The organism is Streptomyces sparsogenes, from assembly GCF_001704635.1.
GTDB classification, from domain to species: Bacteria; Actinomycetota; Actinomycetes; order Streptomycetales; family Streptomycetaceae; genus Streptomyces; species Streptomyces sparsogenes.
The window spans coordinates 31,325-46,471 of sequence record NZ_MAXF01000020.1 but is presented as its reverse complement, the minus strand read 5'-3'; the positions used below and the strand labels follow the sequence as shown (position 1 = coordinate 46,471).

Genomic DNA, 15,147 nt, shown 5'->3' with positions numbered 1-15,147 from the left:
GTCACAGTCCCAACTTCGCGCGGGCGTTGGTCCACGCGTCGGTGCAGTGCCGGGGGGATTCGCCCTTGGTCTGCGCGGCGGTGAACAAGCGCGCGATGTGGTCCTCGGTGAGGCAGCCGCACCGGCCATGTGTGGAGAGCACGGCCAGGAAGGTGCGGTAGACGGTGCTGTGCACGCCGTTGGTGGCCTCGGTGATGCGCTGCTCCGCCATGGCGATGCCACGGTCCAGATAGGTGGGCGTGCGGTGAGGGCACGCCCCTTCCCCCGCCCGTGCGGGCACGGTGATGGCCTGCGGTGCGGGCTGGACTGGGGAGGGCTTGCTCACGGCGAGCGCGCGTACGGCATCCGGCAGTGGGGCCATAGTGCCGGTACCGAACCCGAGCCAGCGGGCGTAGGCCATGGTGGACTTGATGTCCACGCCGGGCCGGACCGCGTTCGCGGACTGCATCCGACCGAGGTAGAGCCAGTGCTCACCCCGGGTGGTGGGCACGGTCCGTGTGACAGGCAGGTTCTTGCGGGCCCACGCGATAGCGTCGGCGTTGTCCAGGTCCACGACCGTCAGCCCCGCCCCGCCCGGGTGGTAGGCGACCGCGCTCGCGCACAGCCACGCCCGCCGCCAGATGCCGGAGTTGATGACGTCCAGGTCGGTGGTCGCGGCAGCCCACGCATGGCAGGGACCGGGGCAGACGCACGGTCCGGCGCTCTTCATGTTCGGCCGGCCGCCGCACGCGTTGTCCGCGCAGCGGCGGCAGTTCCCGAACGGGACCTTTCCGGCCCGCAGGGGAAGCGGCGGTACACCGGACGCGGCCAGCTGCAGCGCGGTTCGCAGGTGGTCCCGGGCTGGAGTCGTGGTGCGCGTGGGCGGGGTCTTGCGGTCAGGTGTCATGCTGGATGTCTCCAGTTCTCTTGACGGTGCTGGGAGACCGGGGCGGCCGTGACTTTGGCGAGAGACGGCCGCCCCAGCCGTGTCTAGAACGGGGGCTCGGCCCACGGGTCGATGTCGGGGCGCTGCCGACGCAGCCACCGGGGGCGGCGCGGGAGGGGCAGCAGGGTCCAGCGGCGGGTTTCGTTCCAGCAGGGGCAGGGCTCGTAGTCGGTGCCTGCGTATTCGCCGGTCTCGTAGTCGCCGTAGTCGTGCGCGGTGCCGCCTTCGCCGTCGCAGTTGCGGCAGTTGGGGCGGGGGGTGTCGGTGAGGATGAGCGCGCGGCGGGGCCACGTGGTGCGTTGGATGCGGAGTCGGGTCATGCGGCGTTCCTCCAGCGGGTTCAGGTGGTGGGGAAGGTGACGCACATGGCGTCCGGGCCCGGGGTGGGGATGCGCTTCCCGGCCTTCTCGTGGACGGCTTCGTGGGCCGGGTCGGTGACGGTGTCGCAGACGAGCCGGCCGTCCGGGCTGAGGGTCCATCCGTCGTCACCGAAGGCGGTTTCGGTGATGTACCGGACGGCCTCTTCCGGGCTGTCGAGGTGGGGAGTGAAGCCGTCGGCGTCGGTGATGGCGCCGCACAGGTCGCACACGGCGATGTAGCAGGTGACCAGACGCGTTGCCATGAAGATCTCCCGGCTAGCTGTGGAAGTGGTTGCGCTTGATGACGGCCTTGCGGATGTTGACCGTCGTGCCGCCGGTCCGGCCGCGGCTGGTGCCGAGGATCTGGGCGGCGATGAAGCCGCCGAAGATGACCGCGGCGAGGATGATGAGTTGGGTGATGAACGCGGTCAGGGCGGCGATGAACGACGTGAGCAGGAACAGGCCGCCGCAGACTGCGGCGAACCCGATCCCGCCGAGGGCGACGTTCACGGCCGTCCGTGAGACGGCCGGTCGCGTCTCGACCGGCGCCGGGACGGGCGCGGGGGTGATCGCATAGCCGGTCACGATCCGGCCGTCGGCGAGCTGGATGCTCTGGACGGCCGGGACAATGCCGGGCTGGACGGGCACCAGGGGTGCGGTGGGCGGGTGGATGGTGATGGGTTGGGGTTGGTGGACTTCGACGGCCGTGGGCCGTTCGGGATGGGACATCGTGGCTCCCTTCCGGGATGGCCGCGGGCCCGCACCGGGGGTGGCGCGGGCCCGCGGGGGTCGGGTGTTACGCGTAGGTGTTAGGCGGTGTGAGGGGGCAGTGTTAGGTCCGCGTAACGGCGCGTCTGCCTAGGGGTTTGGGTGTTAGGCAGGCGTAACGCGTTACGGGTGTCAGGCGGCCGTGAGGGCCGGGACGATGCGCCACCGACCGGTCTGGTTCGTGGCCTCCAACCGCCCGTCGAGGGCCGCGTCCTTCAGCCGAAGGGACACCCAGGAACGCGACAGGTTGTGCTGGTCGCACCAGTCCGTGAAGTCCTTCGGACCGACGATCATCCGGCCCTCGGTCTCGAACTCCGCGAGCGCGTCAGAGAACAGCCGGCGGGCTTCCTCCGGCGACGGCTTGCGGCCGGTTTCCTGCCCGAAGATCGGGGCGTCGTCGCCCTCCTCCGCGCCGGGCAGTTCCTCCTCCGGGTCGATACCGGCGTCTTCCGGGTCGACCAGCAGACCGCCGCGGTCCATGTCGTCCTCCTCCTCGACGGCCCGCAGGGCCGAGGGCTTCGGGGCGCCGTCGTCGGTGGTGCGGCCGGTGTAGGCGCGGCCGGCCACCCCGGAGACCGCACCCGCCGTGACCGGGTCGGCGTGAGCGCCGTTGCGCTGCGCCCACGCGGCGAGGCGTTCCATGACCGGCACGGCCCGGATGGTGAAGCGCCGGGTACGGCCCGGGGACGGATAGCGGTCCTCGTCGATGCCCGGCGAGACGACGTAGCAGTAGCCGGGGCGCCGGTTGCCCCACGCACCCGGGTGCGCACCCGCGTCGATGACCGTCTCCGGCAGGGAGAACCCTTCATCGCGTGGGTCGCAGCCGAGCGCGATCACGGACGGCAGGGAGGCGCGGGTGGAGGTGGACATCTGGTCGTATGAGGGCCGCTGAAGCGAGACCACCAGCGACATACCCGCCGACCGGGCTTCCTGCGCGATGCCGGTGAACGTGTCGTCGCCCAGGTTGCGCAGGGTGTTGGCGGCCTCCTCGAACCAGGTGACCAGGAACGGCATGCCGGGGCAGCCGCAGGCGCGGCCGTCGCTGCGGCAGGTGTGCTCCGGATCGTTCTGCACCTCGGCCGCGGCCGGGACCCACTGCCGGTAGCCGTGGGCACCCAGCCAGCGCGTGCGGGCGGGGATGACGGCCTCGACAGCCGCCACCATGACCTCTGTCTGCGTGCCGCCCTCGGCACTCCAGTCCAGACCGGAGCGGAGCGGGGCGAAGTCCTGGAATGCCTTGGGGTCGGAGAACCACACGATCACGTCCCGACGGGAAAGGATCTCCGTCAGCACGTTCAGCGCAGTGTCGCCCTTGCCGGAGCCGGTTCCGCCCGCGATCAGGATGTGGGTGGAGTTGCGCCCCGCCTCGGGGTCGCCCGGCAGCCAGACGAGCAGCGGGGCGCCGTCGTCGTAGCGGCCGATGACCAGCGGTTCGGCGATCGAGCCGCCCAGGTTCGACGGCCCCTCCCACTCCACCACCTCGGACAGCATGTCTTCGGGCACGATGACCAGATCGCCGCGCCGTTCGGAGTCCGGGTCGGGCGTGTAGCGCACGGCGGACTTCGGCAGGTCCAGCGCAGACGCGATCCGCGCCAGAGCCTTGCTGACGTCGTCGTTGGTCTGCTCCCCAGGCTCCAGCGCGACCGGCGCGGTGACCCGGTTGGGCTCCACCTTCGCGTTGCCGATCTGCGCCCGCGCCAGCCCGACCTTCTCCAGCAGACCGCCGTCCGCGCTCCCGCTCGGGGCGCCCTCGGGGTTGTGGCGCAGGACCATGCGCACGTTCCACGACAGCGCCACGACCGGCCCGCCCATCAGGTACAGGTCGTCGATCGGGCCCGTGGTCGGACCGGCCAGGCACGCGGCGGTCAGCCACGCCGACCCGGCCGCCACGGTGACGGCCGAGTGAAGGCGGCGCTGCTGGCTGGTCGACTTGCCCATCAGCCAGGTAGCGCCGGTCAGCCCCACGGAGGCGAGGGTGAGCCCCACGCCGGCTGCGGCGCTCTCGCCCCACCGCCAGTTCCCCAGCGCCCCGGCCAGACCGGTTGCGCCCCACCCGAGCCACGGCGGCAGGTGCGGCTTGACCCGGTGCAGCAGGTAGCCGCGGACGCTGCCCCCGCCCCCCTCACCGGGCAGAAGACCAGCGCCGCTGTACTCCGCGACCATCCCGTTGTCGAGAAAATCGGTGTGCCGCACACGGCGGCCGTTGCTGTTCCTTGCCATCGTCAGTGACCTTCCTTACTGCTGGGCCCAGTCCATGCGCGGCTGCTGAGGCTTCCGGGCACGGTGACGGACGCGGTTGATCTCTTCTTCGAATTCCTGCTGGAAGGTCGAGTAGCAGGCCGCCGCGTTCTTCGCGGCGTCCCTCAGCGCGTCGGCGGACTTCCGCATCTTGCGGGCCACCTTCCGTGCCCGGATGCGCGAGCCGAACGCGCGGCCCTCCGGGTCCGGCACGGCCGCCAGCACGCCCTCGAAGATCTCGGCACCCATCGCCACCTCGATGGACAGCGTCACGGCCGCAGCCCGCAGGGTGTTGCAGTAGTTGCGCACCAGCGCCGGGGAGTTGAACTCCGGGGCGGGCAGCAGCGCTTCGGCGTGCGAACGGCGCCCGTTGGCGCCGCCTCGGCCGCCGCGGTGGTTGTTGGTGGTGCGGTTGACGTTGATGTTGATCGGCGGGGCGATCGAGCCGCCCAGTCCGCCGATGAATCCGCCCGCGGCGGCGCCCGCGTTGGCGAACTTGTTCGGCTTGTCCGAGCGGCCGTTGCCGTTGGTGCCGCGGCCTCGCGTCGTGGTTGCCATCGGACGATGTCTCCCTCAGGTCAGTGCTTGCGGCGGACGATGAGCCATGCGGTCTGGGCAGTGATCCAGGTCAGCAGCCACACCAGCTCCAGCGAGCCGGCGAGCGGACCGAACCCGGCAGCCAGCGCCGCCCACACCAGGGCGAACGTGGCCAGCACGGCCAGGGCGACGCGCCAGGCGAACGCGGTAGAGCGGGCGGGGTGGCGGCGCTGCACGATCCCCAGCCACAGCCCCGGGCCCGCGGCCAGGGGTGCGAGCAGCAGGCCGGACCACCACGCGACTGCGTGCAGCAGCGCGGTGCCGGTGAACGCGAGCACGGCTATGCCGGTCGGGGCGAGAGAGCGGCGCCGCTTCCACAGCGCGCTGCCCAGGAAGCCGAGCGCTTCGCGCGTCAGGGACGGCTGTTCGGGCACGACGACCATGACCGGTTGGGCGCCGCGGCGCCAGCGCTGGCGGGGGATCTGGATGGTGTGGACGCTCGCGGCCGTCTTCACGCCGCGGGCACGGGTACGGCTGGACACAGCAAGACTCCTTGAACGAGAAGGGTGGTTGGGGTGCTGTGCGGTGCGCGAAGGTTCAGCTCACCGGGTCTGCGCGCCGGGTCTGCGTACGTGCCGCTCGCCGGGGCTCACCGGGTCTGCTTCACTGGTGCGGTCGACTGCTTCCGGCAGTCGCAACGAGGGCCAGCCCACTAGACCTGGGCTGGTCCTCATTGGTGGTGCCGGACGCCGGTCAGGCGTCGGATTCCTCGTGGGACATCAGCGAGCCCCACGCGCGGCGCACCCGCTGTTCCCCGCCGACGAAACCGGCTTCACGGAAGGCGGCCACGGCCTGGCGGTAGGACAGCGGCGGGTCGTCGGAGTAGCGCAGGTGCCGCAGGACGACCACGAGCTGTACATCGCTCAGCGGTTCCCCCGCGACCGGTGTGGGCACGCCCGCCACGGTCGCGATCTCCTCCAGCGTCACGGGCGCCTCGGCCGGGGGCGTCACGGGCGTGACGGGCTCTGCCGGAACGGTCTCCAAATCGGGCGTGACCTGCGTGTCTTCCTCCGTCACGGGGGGCGTGACGCCCCCCTCATCCGTGCCCTCGACGGCGAGCGGCGCCGGGGCGGCCGTGACGCCGTGGGCGGGGGGTGTGACGGGCAGAGCGAACATGCCCGCAAGCGCCGCGTCCGCGCCGTCCGTCATCCGCTGGCGCTGGACATCGATCAGGTTGTCCCCGAGCAGGGCATCCCCCGCGCCGACCTTCTTCGCGAGCTTCCACGACTCCAGCTCGGAGTCATTGCGGGCGTCCTCGTCGGGGTGGTTGGCGGCGCGGGCCCGGTGGTAGGCAAGCCGCTGCATCACGGCCGCATTCCGGCGCTGCGCCTCGGCATCCACGCCCGTGAGGTAGACCACGATGCGGCGGGCCAGCAGACCCATGCCCTCCGCAGAGACACACATGGCCATCGGGGTGACGGCGAACACCACCGCCTCCGTCACAGTCTCGGCGACCGCGGCGCCGACCAGCGAGGCCACCGCCGGAAGCGTCCACAGCCCGATCCGCACGGCGACCGGGGAGGACTGGCCCAGCATGGTCAGACCGACCAGGGTCAAGGCCAGGACCAGCGTCGCACCCTCACCGGCCGCGACCACACCCAGCGCGGTAGCCGACCGGTGGAAGACAGATGTGATGTTGCTGTAGGTGCCGACCGCACCCAGACCGCCGAAGGCGACCATGGGCACCGCCGCGGCGCCCAAAACGATCTTCTGAGCCGTGCTCAGAGCCCTTTCACGGGTGTCGTTCATCGAAGCTTCCTGTCGTCGAAGGGATCAGGTGGTGCGCTGTTCCTCGGAGGCGATGCACGCCCCGCAGATGCTGCGGGAACGCGGAATGCAGTAGCCGACATCGAGCCGACAGCTCGGGCCCGTGCGGCAGGCGAGCAGCCCGGCACGGCGCGGGGCCGTTACAGGTCGAAGAGGCCACCCTGCGCGGGGTCCGGCGCGATACGGGCCGCGCGCTGGGCGGCGCGGCGGGCGGCGTCTTGGCAGTCCGGGCACCACGCCCGCAGCCCGGCCGCCGGAAGCCCGGCCGCCACACTCGCGGGGGTGAGCGGGTCCGCCGGGGCGGCGATCAGGCGGACGGGCCCTCGGTGCTTGCCGGCGTGCTGGTCGTGCTCACGCGGACACCGCCCCCCGCCCTTGATATGCGGGTTGCCGCACTGGCCGGCGCACTCGCAGCGGTAACCGGCCGCCTTCATCACCGGCCGCCATGCGGCGGCGTAGACGATCGGCTCACTCATGCCGCCACCCCCATGCCGCGCTGCCGGACGGTGTCCATCCGGGTGGCGAGGTGACGGAGCCCGGCGATGGCCTGGTGCGGCAGGACGCCGTTGCCGAGGGCTTTCAACTGGGCGGAGCGCGACAGGTCCGGCACTCCGGTGACATGGCCAATGGGCAGGCCCATCAGCCATTCCACGAACAGCGGGCTCAGCCGTCCCAGATCGTCAGTTGGCCCGGGGGCGGGGCGGCCGAGGACCGTTTCCCACCGCGTGATCGCGGGCGCGAACTCCCCCCAGTCGACGCCGCTACCGGAAACGCGCTGAGCACCATCTCGGGCAGATTCGCCTTGCCTTGTTCTACGCGCCGTGCCGTCGCCGGCGTCTGCGACACCGCACCCTTTGGCCCATCCAGCGCCCTCGGCGTCGGCAGCAGCGAGATTGCGGTCCGCAAGTCCGGACCGCCCTCCCCGTGCGGACCTGCCCCGTTCGTGTCCGAGGTGCGGGGCGTCGGCAGCAGTGGCGAGGACGATGAGCCGGCGGCGCTGGTGGGGCGCACCGACCTCGTCCGCGCGTACAACGCACCACTCAACATCGAACCCGAGGTCGGCAAGGTCGCACAGGACAGTGTCGAAGCCGAGTCGAAGGTGGTTCGCGACGTTTTCAAAGACCGCGACTCGGGGTCGTAGAACCCCAAGGGCACGGGCAATGAACGGCCAGATGTGCCGGTCATCCGCGGTTCCTTTCAGCTCGCCGGCGAGGGAGAACGGCTGGCACGGATACCCGCCGCACACGATGTCGACCGGTTCCACGTCCTCCCAGTCCACGGCCGTGATGTCGCCCAGGTTCGGCACCCGCGGGTGGTGGTGGGCCAGGATGCGGGACGCGCCCGGGTCGTTGTCGGCGACCCACGCCAGCGAGCCGCCGAACACCTCCTGCACCGCCGCGTCCAGCCCGCCGTAGCCGGTGCACACCGACCCGATCCGCACGGTACTCATGCCGCGCCCCCCACCAGCGCCGGGGTGGGAACGTCGCCGTAGCCGATCAGCTCCAGCTCAGCGCCCGCGTAGGCGACAGTCATGCGCAGAACCTGCGTACGGCCACCACCTTGCACCCGGTAGTTCACTCGTTCAGGAGCGACGCCCAGCGCCTCACGCCATGCCTCGAACTGGGCCAAGTCGTCGAAGAAGTCCAGCTCTACCCGGTTCAGGTAGATGGTGGACAGCCGCACTTCCGGCGCCGGAAGGTGCCCGAAGTCCGCGGCCAGCAGACGCAGCGTGCGCAGCGGCACCGCCAGGTCGTCCAGCGTCAGACGCTCGCTCATGCCGCCACCACCGTCCGCACTGCGGGGCGCCGCACCGACCGGCGCGCCGACGTCCGGTGCGACCGGCGGGCAGCCGGCCGCCTGCCCTTGAGCGGGCTGGTGCGCAGCAGCGACGCCGCGTACGCCGCGGCCTCCGGGTCCGACTGCCGGAGCTCCGCGAGCACGGCGCGGGCCACATCCAGACGCGCCCTACGGTCGTCGTCGGACTCCGCGGCCGAACCGGTGAACAGCTCCAAGTCGATACCAAAGGCCAACTCCGCGAAATCCTTCGCAGTAACGGCCTCATGACCAGCAACGATGCACTTCATGGGACGTGCTCCTCTCACACGGGAACGGCCCAAAACAGCGGCGCCGGTGTTGCGAGCACCGGCGCCGCGAGCCGTTGAAGCGGTAGATCCGACTCCCCACGCCCCGCCCGTACGGCCCCACGCAGTGCGTGAGCCGGACGGGCGGAGGAGGCAACCGGCCGCAGCGATAGCCGCTGCGATGGCAGGAAGAAGAAGGACCGGCTTGTTCGTCGGCGGAAGACGCCACGAACGGGGATGACGCACAGGCGCCGCCGTGCCGGTCGATCACGGCGGCGCCCACGTAGTTCGTTGGTTGTGCACGGTCCCTCCTTGCGAAGAAGCGGACGTGAACAGGTCTCCTTCGGGGCGGGCCGCGCCCGTATCAGGTAGCGCGGTATGACCCCGTTGTAGGCGTATGGAGACATGACCTTTCGGTCTCTAGCCCTCCCGAATGACAAGGGTCGGGTGCGCCCTCCCCCCGTCCGCCGCGGGGCTCCTGGTCGTACGTGCGCCCTCAAGCAGCACCGATTCCGGCACAGCTCACCCGCTCCAGCCTGACTTACCTGGCTAGCCCGGTGGGCACGAGAACAACGTAGCCATCCTGGCTAGTCACGTCAACAGGTGACTAGCCAGGCTGTCCAGATAGTCAGGTTGGCCGTAGCATCGAGGCATGACGTTTGCGCTTGAGCCTCTGGACCCGGACGACGATCGACCGCCGTATGAGCAGGTGGCCCGCAGTCTCGGAGCGGCCATCCGAACCAGGAAGCTGGGACCTGGGGAGAAGCTGCCGTCGCACAAGATGCTGACGGAGCACTACGGATTCGCCCGCGCGACGATTCAGCGGGCCCTTCGAGATCTCGAAGACGAGGGCCTTGTCGTCTCACGCAAGGGCAGCGGGGTCTTCGTCCGGAACCGGACCGAACGACCTGCGGGTCTTCGCCCGTACGTCGAGCAAGCCTTCGCCAGCAGCAACGTGACCATCGACTTCGCTGGATTTTCCAGCGAGACGCTTCACGGCGCCCTACAGGAACCGCTGGACAAGATTCGGATCGGACGACTCACGCCGAAGAGCATCCGGATTCGCATCCTTGTCCCGGACATGTCGGTCCCGCAGGCCGCGCCAGTGAAGCGAGAGGACTGCGCGGACGACCCAAGACTTCGCGCCCGGATGCACGACATCATGATCGGCTACACGCGCAGCATCTCGGACGCCATAAGCGAGCTCGGTCACCTGGGGCTGGTCCAGGAGAGCAATGTCAGTGTCCGCGTGCACAGCGGCACCCAGTTCTTCAAGCTCTACGTCATCAACAACGAGGACGCGTTCTTCGGCTACTACCCCATCCGGCCGAACAAGGTCGTCGCACAAGGCGAAGCGATCGAGATCTATGACCTCGTGGGCAAAGACACGATCCTGTTTCACCACTCCGTCAACGACGGTGATTCATCGGGCGGCGCGCGGCAGGTAGAGCAAGCCCGTATGTGGTTCGACAGTGTGTGGGACACGATCGGAAGGGACTTTGATGCTGATGAACGCTGACGCCCTGGCCGAAGTGCTCGGTGCCTCTGACGCCGTTCTCTTCGATTTCGACGGCCCGATCTGCGACGTCTTTCGAGGGCTACCGGCCCCGGGCGTTGCGGATGAGCTTGCGGCCCTGCTCATCGCCCGCGTGCCCGCGCTCGAAGCGCGGGCACGCGCGACGGATGACCCCATGGAGATCCACCGCCTGTCGCCAGAGGGGGGCGGCGACGCACTCAAGGTGGTTGAGACAGCACTCACCGAAGCAGAGGTGGCGGCGGTCTCGCTTGCTGGCCTGCCGGTCGATGGTTCCGTGCAGGCTCTCCACGCCGCGCGTGAGTCCGGCCGGCGCGTGGCGGTCGTGAGCAACAACTCCGGGGAGTGTGTTCGCAGGTACCTCTTCCTTCATGGCCTCCTGGAAGTCGTGGACGAGGTGATCGGTCGGCCGCACCTCAGGCCGGACCTCATGAAGCCCTCACCGCATCCGCTCCTGACTGCTGCTTCGTCCCTCGACGTCGCACCCGATCGGACGGTTCTCGTAGGCGACTCTGTAACGGACATCGAAGCAGCCCGAGCGGCCCAGGCACGGAGCATCGGCTTTGCCAACAAGCCGGGCAAGCGCGCTTCCCTCACGGAAGCAGGTGCTGATGCCGTCGTCCTCGACATGCGCAGCATCGCTTCCGCCCTGACCTAGGCCCGGGGCCGTCTCTGGGCCGTCCGAGGGCGCCCAAGGGCGACCAACAACGACCAACGACGACCGTGCCGCCCCCGCTCGGAAGCTGCCTCGGTAGGGTGTCCCCAGGTGGCGAATCCGCCGCATGACTTCCTGCGCAACAAGAAGCAGGAGTGGGAGGAGTACCGCTCCGAGGTCACCCCCTTCGAGCTGCGCAAGAACCTGCCGGTGCTGTGAGCGCGGGCGGGGCGCGGCTGTGTGATCCGGCACGGCGCGTCCCGCCCCGCAGAGCCTAAGCTCGTCACCGGGCCCACCCCAGGTCACCGAGCAGGTCACCGGGGGCGCGGGTCCGTGGGCGGCGGCACTCGAGAGGCACGGGAGGCGGCGGGATGTCCGTACCGCAGGGACGCAGGAGCAGCAACTTCACCCGGCTGCTGCGGCACGGCTTCACCGACCCGTCCGCCGCCCAGCGGCTGCTGGACTCGCCCGAGCTGTCCGGCGTGCGGAGCGACTCGGTGCTGCTGGAGGCGCTGGGCGCGACCGCCGATCCCGACCTCGCCCTGCGCGGGCTCGTCCGGCTCGTCGAGGCGCTGCCGGCCGGCGGGGACGCCCCGGGCGGCGGGTCGCGGCAGGCGCTGCTGGACACCCTCGTGACCGCCAAGCCGCTGCGCGACCGGCTGCTCGGCGTGCTCGGCGCGTCCGAGGCGCTGGGCGACCACCTCGCCAGGCACCCGGGGGACTGGCAGGCCCTGGTGACCTACGAGTCGGCGGACCTGCACCCGACCACCCCCGAGTTCGAGCGGGCCCTGGCCGAGGGCGTCTGGGGCGAGGCCGGGGAGGGCCGGCCCCGGCCGGACGCGCTGCGCGTCGCCTACCGCCGCGCGCTGCTGGCCATCGCGGCCCGGGATGTGTGCGGCACCACCGATGTCGCCCAGGCGGCCGCCGAGCTGGCCGACCTGGCCACCGCCACGCTGCGCGCCGCGCTGGAGATCGCCGCCGAGGAGCAGCCCGAGGACGCCGCCGCCTGCCGGCTCGCCGTGATCGGCATGGGCAAGTGCGGCGGGCGGGAGCTCAACTACGTCTCCGACGTGGACGTCATCTTCGTGGCCGAAACGGTGGAGGGCGTCGAGGAGGGCAAGGCGGTGCAGGCCGCGACCCGGCTCGCCTCCCGGCTGATGCGCGTCTGCTCCGAGGCCACCGTCGAGGGCAGCATCTGGCCGGTCGACGCCAACCTCCGCCCCGAGGGCCGCAACGGGCCACTGGTGCGGACCCTGTCCAGCCATGTGGCGTACTACCAGCGGTGGGCCAAGACCTGGGAGTTCCAGGCCCTGCTCAAGGCCCGGCCGGTCGCGGGCGACGCCGAACTCGGCCAGGCGTACGTGAACGCACTCGCGCCCATGGTGTGGCAGGCCGTCGAGCGCGAGAACTTCGTCCCGGACGTGCAGCAGATGCGCCGCCGCGTCGTCGAGAACATCCCCGCCGCCGAGATAGACCGGGAGCTCAAGCTCGGCCCCGGCGGTCTGCGGGACGTCGAATTCGCCGTCCAGCTGCTGCAGTTGGTGCACGGGCGGTCCGACGAGACGCTGCGCAGCGGCACCACGCTCGACGCGCTCGCGGCGCTGGCCGCCGGCGGCTACGTGGGCCGCTCCGACGCCGCCGCGCTGGACGCCGCGTACCGCTTCCTGCGCTCCATGGAGCACCGCATCCAGCTGTACCGGCTGCGCCGCACCCACCTGGTGCCCGAGGACGAGGCCGACCTGCGGCGGCTGGGCCGGTCCCTCGGCCTGCGCACCGAGCCGGTGGCCGAGCTGGGCACGGCGTGGCGGCGCCACGCGCGCGAGGTGCGGCGGCTGCACGAGAAGCTCTTCTACCGGCCGCTGCTGGACGCGGTCGCCCAACTGGAGCCCGGCGAGACCCGGCTCAGCTCCCAGGCCGCGGGCCAGCGCCTGGAAGCCCTCGGCTACGCCGACCCGGCGGCCGCGCTGCGACATCTCGAGGCGCTGGCGTCCGGTGTGACCCGTAAAGCGGCGATTCAGCGTACGCTGCTGCCCGTGCTGCTGGGCTGGTTCGCCGACTCCGCCGACCCGGACGCCGGGCTGCTGGGCTTCCGCAAGGTCTCCGACGCGCTGGGCAAGACGCCCTGGTATCTGCGGCTGCTGCGCGACGAGGGCGCCGCCGCGGAGAATCTGGCGCGGGTGCTGTCCGCCGGGCGGCTCGCCCCCGACCTGCTGCTGCGCGCCCCCGAGGCGGTCGCGCTGCTCGGCGACCCCGAGGGGCTGCGGCCGCGCGGCCGGGACCATCTGGAGCAGGAGACCCTCGCGGCGGTCGGCCGGGCCGACGGCGCGGAGGCCGCGGTGGCGGCGGCGCGCGGGGTGCGGCGGCGCGAGCTGTTCCGCACGGCGGCCGCCGACATCATCGAGAGCGCGCGCCTGGCGAACGGCGCCGTGCAGCCGTCGGTGAGCCTGCCGCCGTCCGGTGGCGCGGGGCTCGGCGGCGCCGGGTTCGGTGCGGCTTCCGCGGGGGGCGCGTCGGCCGGCGGCGCCCTCGCGGCGAGCGCCGCCGGCACCGGAGGCGGCACGCTGCCCGATACGAGGCCGCCCGGCGGCAGGCAGTCCGGCGCCCCGCCGGCCCCCGGCCTGCCGCGGGCCGGCGGGGCGCCGAGGCCGGGGGGTACGGCGGCCGCCGCCGCCCCGCGCACCCCGGGGGCCGCCGAGCCACCGCTGGACCCGGCGGCGCTGGTGGACCTGGTCGGGGACGCCGTCTCCGACCTCAACGCCGCGACCATCGCGGGCGCCCTGCGCGCCGCGGTGCGCGAGAAGTGGGGCGACGAGCTGCCCACCCGCTTCGCGGTCATCGGCATGGGCCGGTTCGGCGGCCACGAGCTGGGCTACGGCTCGGACGCGGACGTGCTGTTCGTCCACGAGCCGCGCGAGGGCGCGGACGAACAGGAGGCCTCGCGCGCCGCGTTCGCCGTGGCCAACGAGATGCGGCGGCTGCTCCAGCTGCCCACCGTGGACCCGCCGCTGGCCATCGACGCCGACCTGCGGCCGGAGGGCAAGTCCGGCCCGCTGGTGCGCACCCTCGCCTCGTACGCCGCCTACTACCGGCGCTGGTCGCTGGTGTGGGAGAGCCAGGCGCTGCTGCGCGCCGAGCCGGTCGCGGGGGACCCCGACCTCGGGGCCCGCTTCATCGAGCTGATCGACCCGCTGCGCTACCCCGCCGAGGGCCTGGACGAGGACGCGGTCCGCGAGATCCGGCGGCTCAAGGCCCGTATGGAGTCCGAGCGTCTGCCCCGCGGTGCCGACCCCGCCACCCACACCAAGCTGGGCCGCGGCGGCCTGGCCGATGTCGAGTGGACGGTGCAGCTGTTGCAGATGCGCCACGGCTGGGCGGAGCCGGGGCTGCGCACCACCCGCACCCGCCGGGCCCTGGCCGCCGCCCGGAACGCCGGGCTGATCGGCGCGGACGACGCGCAGACCCTGGACGAGGCATGGGTGCTGGCCACCCGGGTCCGCAACGGCGTCATGCTGGTCCGCGGCCGCCCCGGCGACACCTTCCCCGCCGACAGCCGGGAGCTGGCCGCGGTGGCCCGCTATCTGGGCTACGGGCCCGGGCTCGTCGGCCAGATGCTCGACGACTACCGGCGCACCACGCGGCGGGCGCGGGCCGTGGTGGAGCGGCTGTTCTACGACTACGAGGCCTGACGCGCGGCTCCAGCCCCGACCCCTGCTCCTGCTCCTGCTCCTGCTCCGCCCCCGGCCCCTGACCCGGTCCCTGCCCCGGCCACGGCGCCGGGCTCGGCCCCGGCCCCGACCCCGGCCTCGCGCCGGTCGTACTCGGCACGCGCGACGGCGATCTCGTCCTGGTGGTCCTCGGTCCAGGTGACCAGCGCCTGAATGGTGTCGTGCAGTGTCGCGCCCAGCGGAGTGAGCTGGTAGTCCACCCGCGGCGGGACGACCGGGTGCACCGTACGGCGCACCAGCCCGTCGCGCTCCAGCTGACGCAGCGTCACGGTGAGCATGCGCTGGCTGATCCCGTCGATCTCGCGCCGCAGTTCGGTGAAGCGCAGGGTGCGGCGGTCGAGCAGGGCGATGACGAGCAGCGACCACTTGTCGGCGACGCGGTCGAGGATCTGCCGGACCTCGCAGCCCTCCCGGGTGTCCCACTGACGGGCGTGGTCGTCGTCGGTTCCCGTGCAGTGACTCGGTGACTTAAAAGTGCCTTCTTCCATGGTCGTTCAG

Annotated in this window: 16 protein-coding genes and 1 pseudogene; 4 read left to right on the top strand and 13 right to left on the bottom strand. The window is 71.8% G+C overall.

The window, feature by feature from the left end:
* Position 1: 1 nt before the first annotated feature.
* From BBH68_RS03280 to BBH68_RS03225, 12 genes are all read right to left on the bottom strand, one after another.
* Entirely contained in the window at positions 2-886 is an 885-nt protein-coding gene (locus BBH68_RS03280; protein ID WP_065958714.1) for a bifunctional DNA primase/polymerase, read from the bottom strand.
* An 83-nt stretch (positions 887-969) separates the two neighbouring features.
* A complete protein-coding gene (locus BBH68_RS03275) occupies positions 970-1,245 on the bottom strand; it encodes a hypothetical protein (protein ID WP_065958713.1) in 276 nt (91 codons plus the stop codon).
* Between the two features lie 20 nt (positions 1,246-1,265).
* Positions 1,266-1,547, bottom strand: a complete 282-nt coding sequence (locus BBH68_RS03270; RefSeq protein ID WP_065958712.1) for a hypothetical protein — start codon at positions 1,545-1,547, stop codon at positions 1,266-1,268.
* A gap of 13 nt (positions 1,548-1,560) precedes the next feature.
* Positions 1,561-2,013 carry a hypothetical protein gene (locus BBH68_RS03265; RefSeq protein WP_065958711.1) on the bottom strand — a complete coding sequence of 151 codons (453 nt, stop codon included), beginning with the start codon at positions 2,011-2,013 and terminating at the stop codon, positions 1,561-1,563.
* Positions 2,014-2,184: 171 nt separating this feature from the next.
* Positions 2,185-4,215 carry a plasmid transfer protein TraB gene (traB, locus tag BBH68_RS03260; protein WP_065958820.1) on the bottom strand — a complete coding sequence of 677 codons (2,031 nt, stop codon included), beginning with the start codon at positions 4,213-4,215 and terminating at the stop codon, positions 2,185-2,187.
* Positions 4,216-4,287: 72 nt separating this feature from the next.
* Complete coding sequence (gene traA / locus BBH68_RS03255) at positions 4,288-4,848, bottom strand: plasmid transfer protein TraA (RefSeq protein ID WP_065958710.1); 561 nt, start codon at positions 4,846-4,848, stop codon at positions 4,288-4,290.
* A 20-nt stretch (positions 4,849-4,868) separates the two neighbouring features.
* Positions 4,869-5,369 carry a hypothetical protein gene (locus BBH68_RS03250; protein ID WP_065958709.1) on the bottom strand — a complete coding sequence of 167 codons (501 nt, stop codon included), beginning with the start codon at positions 5,367-5,369 and terminating at the stop codon, positions 4,869-4,871.
* A 211-nt stretch (positions 5,370-5,580) separates the two neighbouring features.
* Positions 5,581-6,636: a hypothetical protein gene (locus tag BBH68_RS03245; protein WP_065958708.1), complete on the bottom strand. Its 1,056-nt coding sequence runs from the start codon at positions 6,634-6,636 to the stop codon at positions 5,581-5,583.
* Between the two features lie 158 nt (positions 6,637-6,794).
* Complete coding sequence (locus BBH68_RS03240) at positions 6,795-7,130, bottom strand: hypothetical protein (RefSeq protein WP_065958707.1); 336 nt, start codon at positions 7,128-7,130, stop codon at positions 6,795-6,797.
* Positions 7,127-8,104, bottom strand: coding sequence for a DNA cytosine methyltransferase (locus tag BBH68_RS03235; RefSeq protein ID WP_065958706.1), 978 nt, complete (start codon positions 8,102-8,104; stop codon positions 7,127-7,129). The genes BBH68_RS03240 and BBH68_RS03235 overlap by 4 nt, the downstream gene beginning before the upstream one ends.
* Complete coding sequence (locus BBH68_RS03230) at positions 8,101-8,430, bottom strand: hypothetical protein (protein WP_065958705.1); 330 nt, start codon at positions 8,428-8,430, stop codon at positions 8,101-8,103. The genes BBH68_RS03235 and BBH68_RS03230 overlap by 4 nt, the downstream gene beginning before the upstream one ends.
* Positions 8,427-8,684 (bottom strand): hypothetical protein, encoded by a 258-nt coding sequence (locus BBH68_RS03225; protein ID WP_425428764.1) that lies wholly within the window; start codon positions 8,682-8,684, stop codon positions 8,427-8,429. Before BBH68_RS03225 ends, BBH68_RS03230 begins: the two co-directional genes overlap by 4 nt.
* Before the next feature lie 703 nt (positions 8,685-9,387).
* Between BBH68_RS03225 and BBH68_RS03220 the strand changes: the two genes are divergently transcribed.
* The 4 genes and pseudogenes from BBH68_RS03220 to BBH68_RS03205 all read left to right on the top strand — a co-directional run bounded on the left by BBH68_RS03220 (position 9,388) and on the right by BBH68_RS03205 (position 14,610).
* Positions 9,388-10,254 (top strand): GntR family transcriptional regulator, encoded by an 867-nt coding sequence (locus BBH68_RS03220; protein ID WP_065958703.1) that lies wholly within the window; start codon positions 9,388-9,390, stop codon positions 10,252-10,254.
* The gene (locus BBH68_RS03215; protein WP_342673113.1) at positions 10,238-10,927 is read left to right on the top strand and encodes an HAD family hydrolase; all 690 of its coding nucleotides are present in this window, start codon (positions 10,238-10,240) and stop codon (positions 10,925-10,927) included. The genes BBH68_RS03220 and BBH68_RS03215 overlap by 17 nt, the downstream gene beginning before the upstream one ends.
* 129 nt (positions 10,928-11,056) lie before the next feature.
* Positions 11,057-11,143: pseudogene (locus BBH68_RS03210) on the top strand (glutamine synthetase); the annotation flags it as partial.
* Positions 11,144-11,295: 152 nt separating this feature from the next.
* Positions 11,296-14,610 carry a bifunctional [glutamine synthetase] adenylyltransferase/[glutamine synthetase]-adenylyl-L-tyrosine phosphorylase gene (locus tag BBH68_RS03205; RefSeq protein WP_065958702.1) on the top strand — a complete coding sequence of 1,105 codons (3,315 nt, stop codon included), beginning with the start codon at positions 11,296-11,298 and terminating at the stop codon, positions 14,608-14,610.
* Here BBH68_RS03205 and BBH68_RS03200 read toward each other — a convergent pair.
* On the bottom strand, positions 14,598-15,137 hold the full coding sequence (locus tag BBH68_RS03200; protein ID WP_425428763.1) for a winged helix-turn-helix transcriptional regulator: 540 nt from the start codon (positions 15,135-15,137) through the stop codon (positions 14,598-14,600). The genes BBH68_RS03205 and BBH68_RS03200 overlap by 13 nt on opposite strands.
* Between the last annotated feature and the right edge of the window lie 10 nt (positions 15,138-15,147).

Excerpts from the sequence above, each read along its gene's own strand:
- BBH68_RS03280 (WP_065958714.1), bottom strand. The coding sequence starts at position 886 with ATGACACCTGACCGCAAGACCCCGCCCACGCGCACCACGACTCCAGCC.
- BBH68_RS03275 (WP_065958713.1), bottom strand. The coding sequence starts at position 1,245 with ATGACCCGACTCCGCATCCAACGCACCACGTGGCCCCGCCGCGCGCTC.
- BBH68_RS03270 (WP_065958712.1), bottom strand. The coding sequence starts at position 1,547 with ATGGCAACGCGTCTGGTCACCTGCTACATCGCCGTGTGCGACCTGTGC.
- BBH68_RS03265 (WP_065958711.1), bottom strand. The coding sequence starts at position 2,013 with ATGTCCCATCCCGAACGGCCCACGGCCGTCGAAGTCCACCAACCCCAA.
- traB (WP_065958820.1), bottom strand. The coding sequence starts at position 4,215 with ATGGTCGCGGAGTACAGCGGCGCTGGTCTTCTGCCCGGTGAGGGGGGC.
- traA (WP_065958710.1), bottom strand. The coding sequence starts at position 4,848 with ATGGCAACCACGACGCGAGGCCGCGGCACCAACGGCAACGGCCGCTCG.
- BBH68_RS03245 (WP_065958708.1), bottom strand. The coding sequence starts at position 6,636 with ATGAACGACACCCGTGAAAGGGCTCTGAGCACGGCTCAGAAGATCGTT.
- BBH68_RS03240 (WP_065958707.1), bottom strand. The coding sequence starts at position 7,130 with ATGAGTGAGCCGATCGTCTACGCCGCCGCATGGCGGCCGGTGATGAAG.
- BBH68_RS03235 (WP_065958706.1), bottom strand. The coding sequence starts at position 8,104 with ATGAGTACCGTGCGGATCGGGTCGGTGTGCACCGGCTACGGCGGGCTG.
- BBH68_RS03230 (WP_065958705.1), bottom strand. The coding sequence starts at position 8,430 with ATGAGCGAGCGTCTGACGCTGGACGACCTGGCGGTGCCGCTGCGCACG.
- BBH68_RS03220 (WP_065958703.1), top strand. The coding sequence starts at position 9,388 with ATGACGTTTGCGCTTGAGCCTCTGGACCCGGACGACGATCGACCGCCG.
- BBH68_RS03215 (WP_342673113.1), top strand. The coding sequence starts at position 10,238 with ATGCTGATGAACGCTGACGCCCTGGCCGAAGTGCTCGGTGCCTCTGAC.
- BBH68_RS03205 (WP_065958702.1), top strand. The coding sequence starts at position 11,296 with ATGTCCGTACCGCAGGGACGCAGGAGCAGCAACTTCACCCGGCTGCTG.
- BBH68_RS03200 (WP_425428763.1), bottom strand. The coding sequence starts at position 15,137 with ATGGAAGAAGGCACTTTTAAGTCACCGAGTCACTGCACGGGAACCGAC.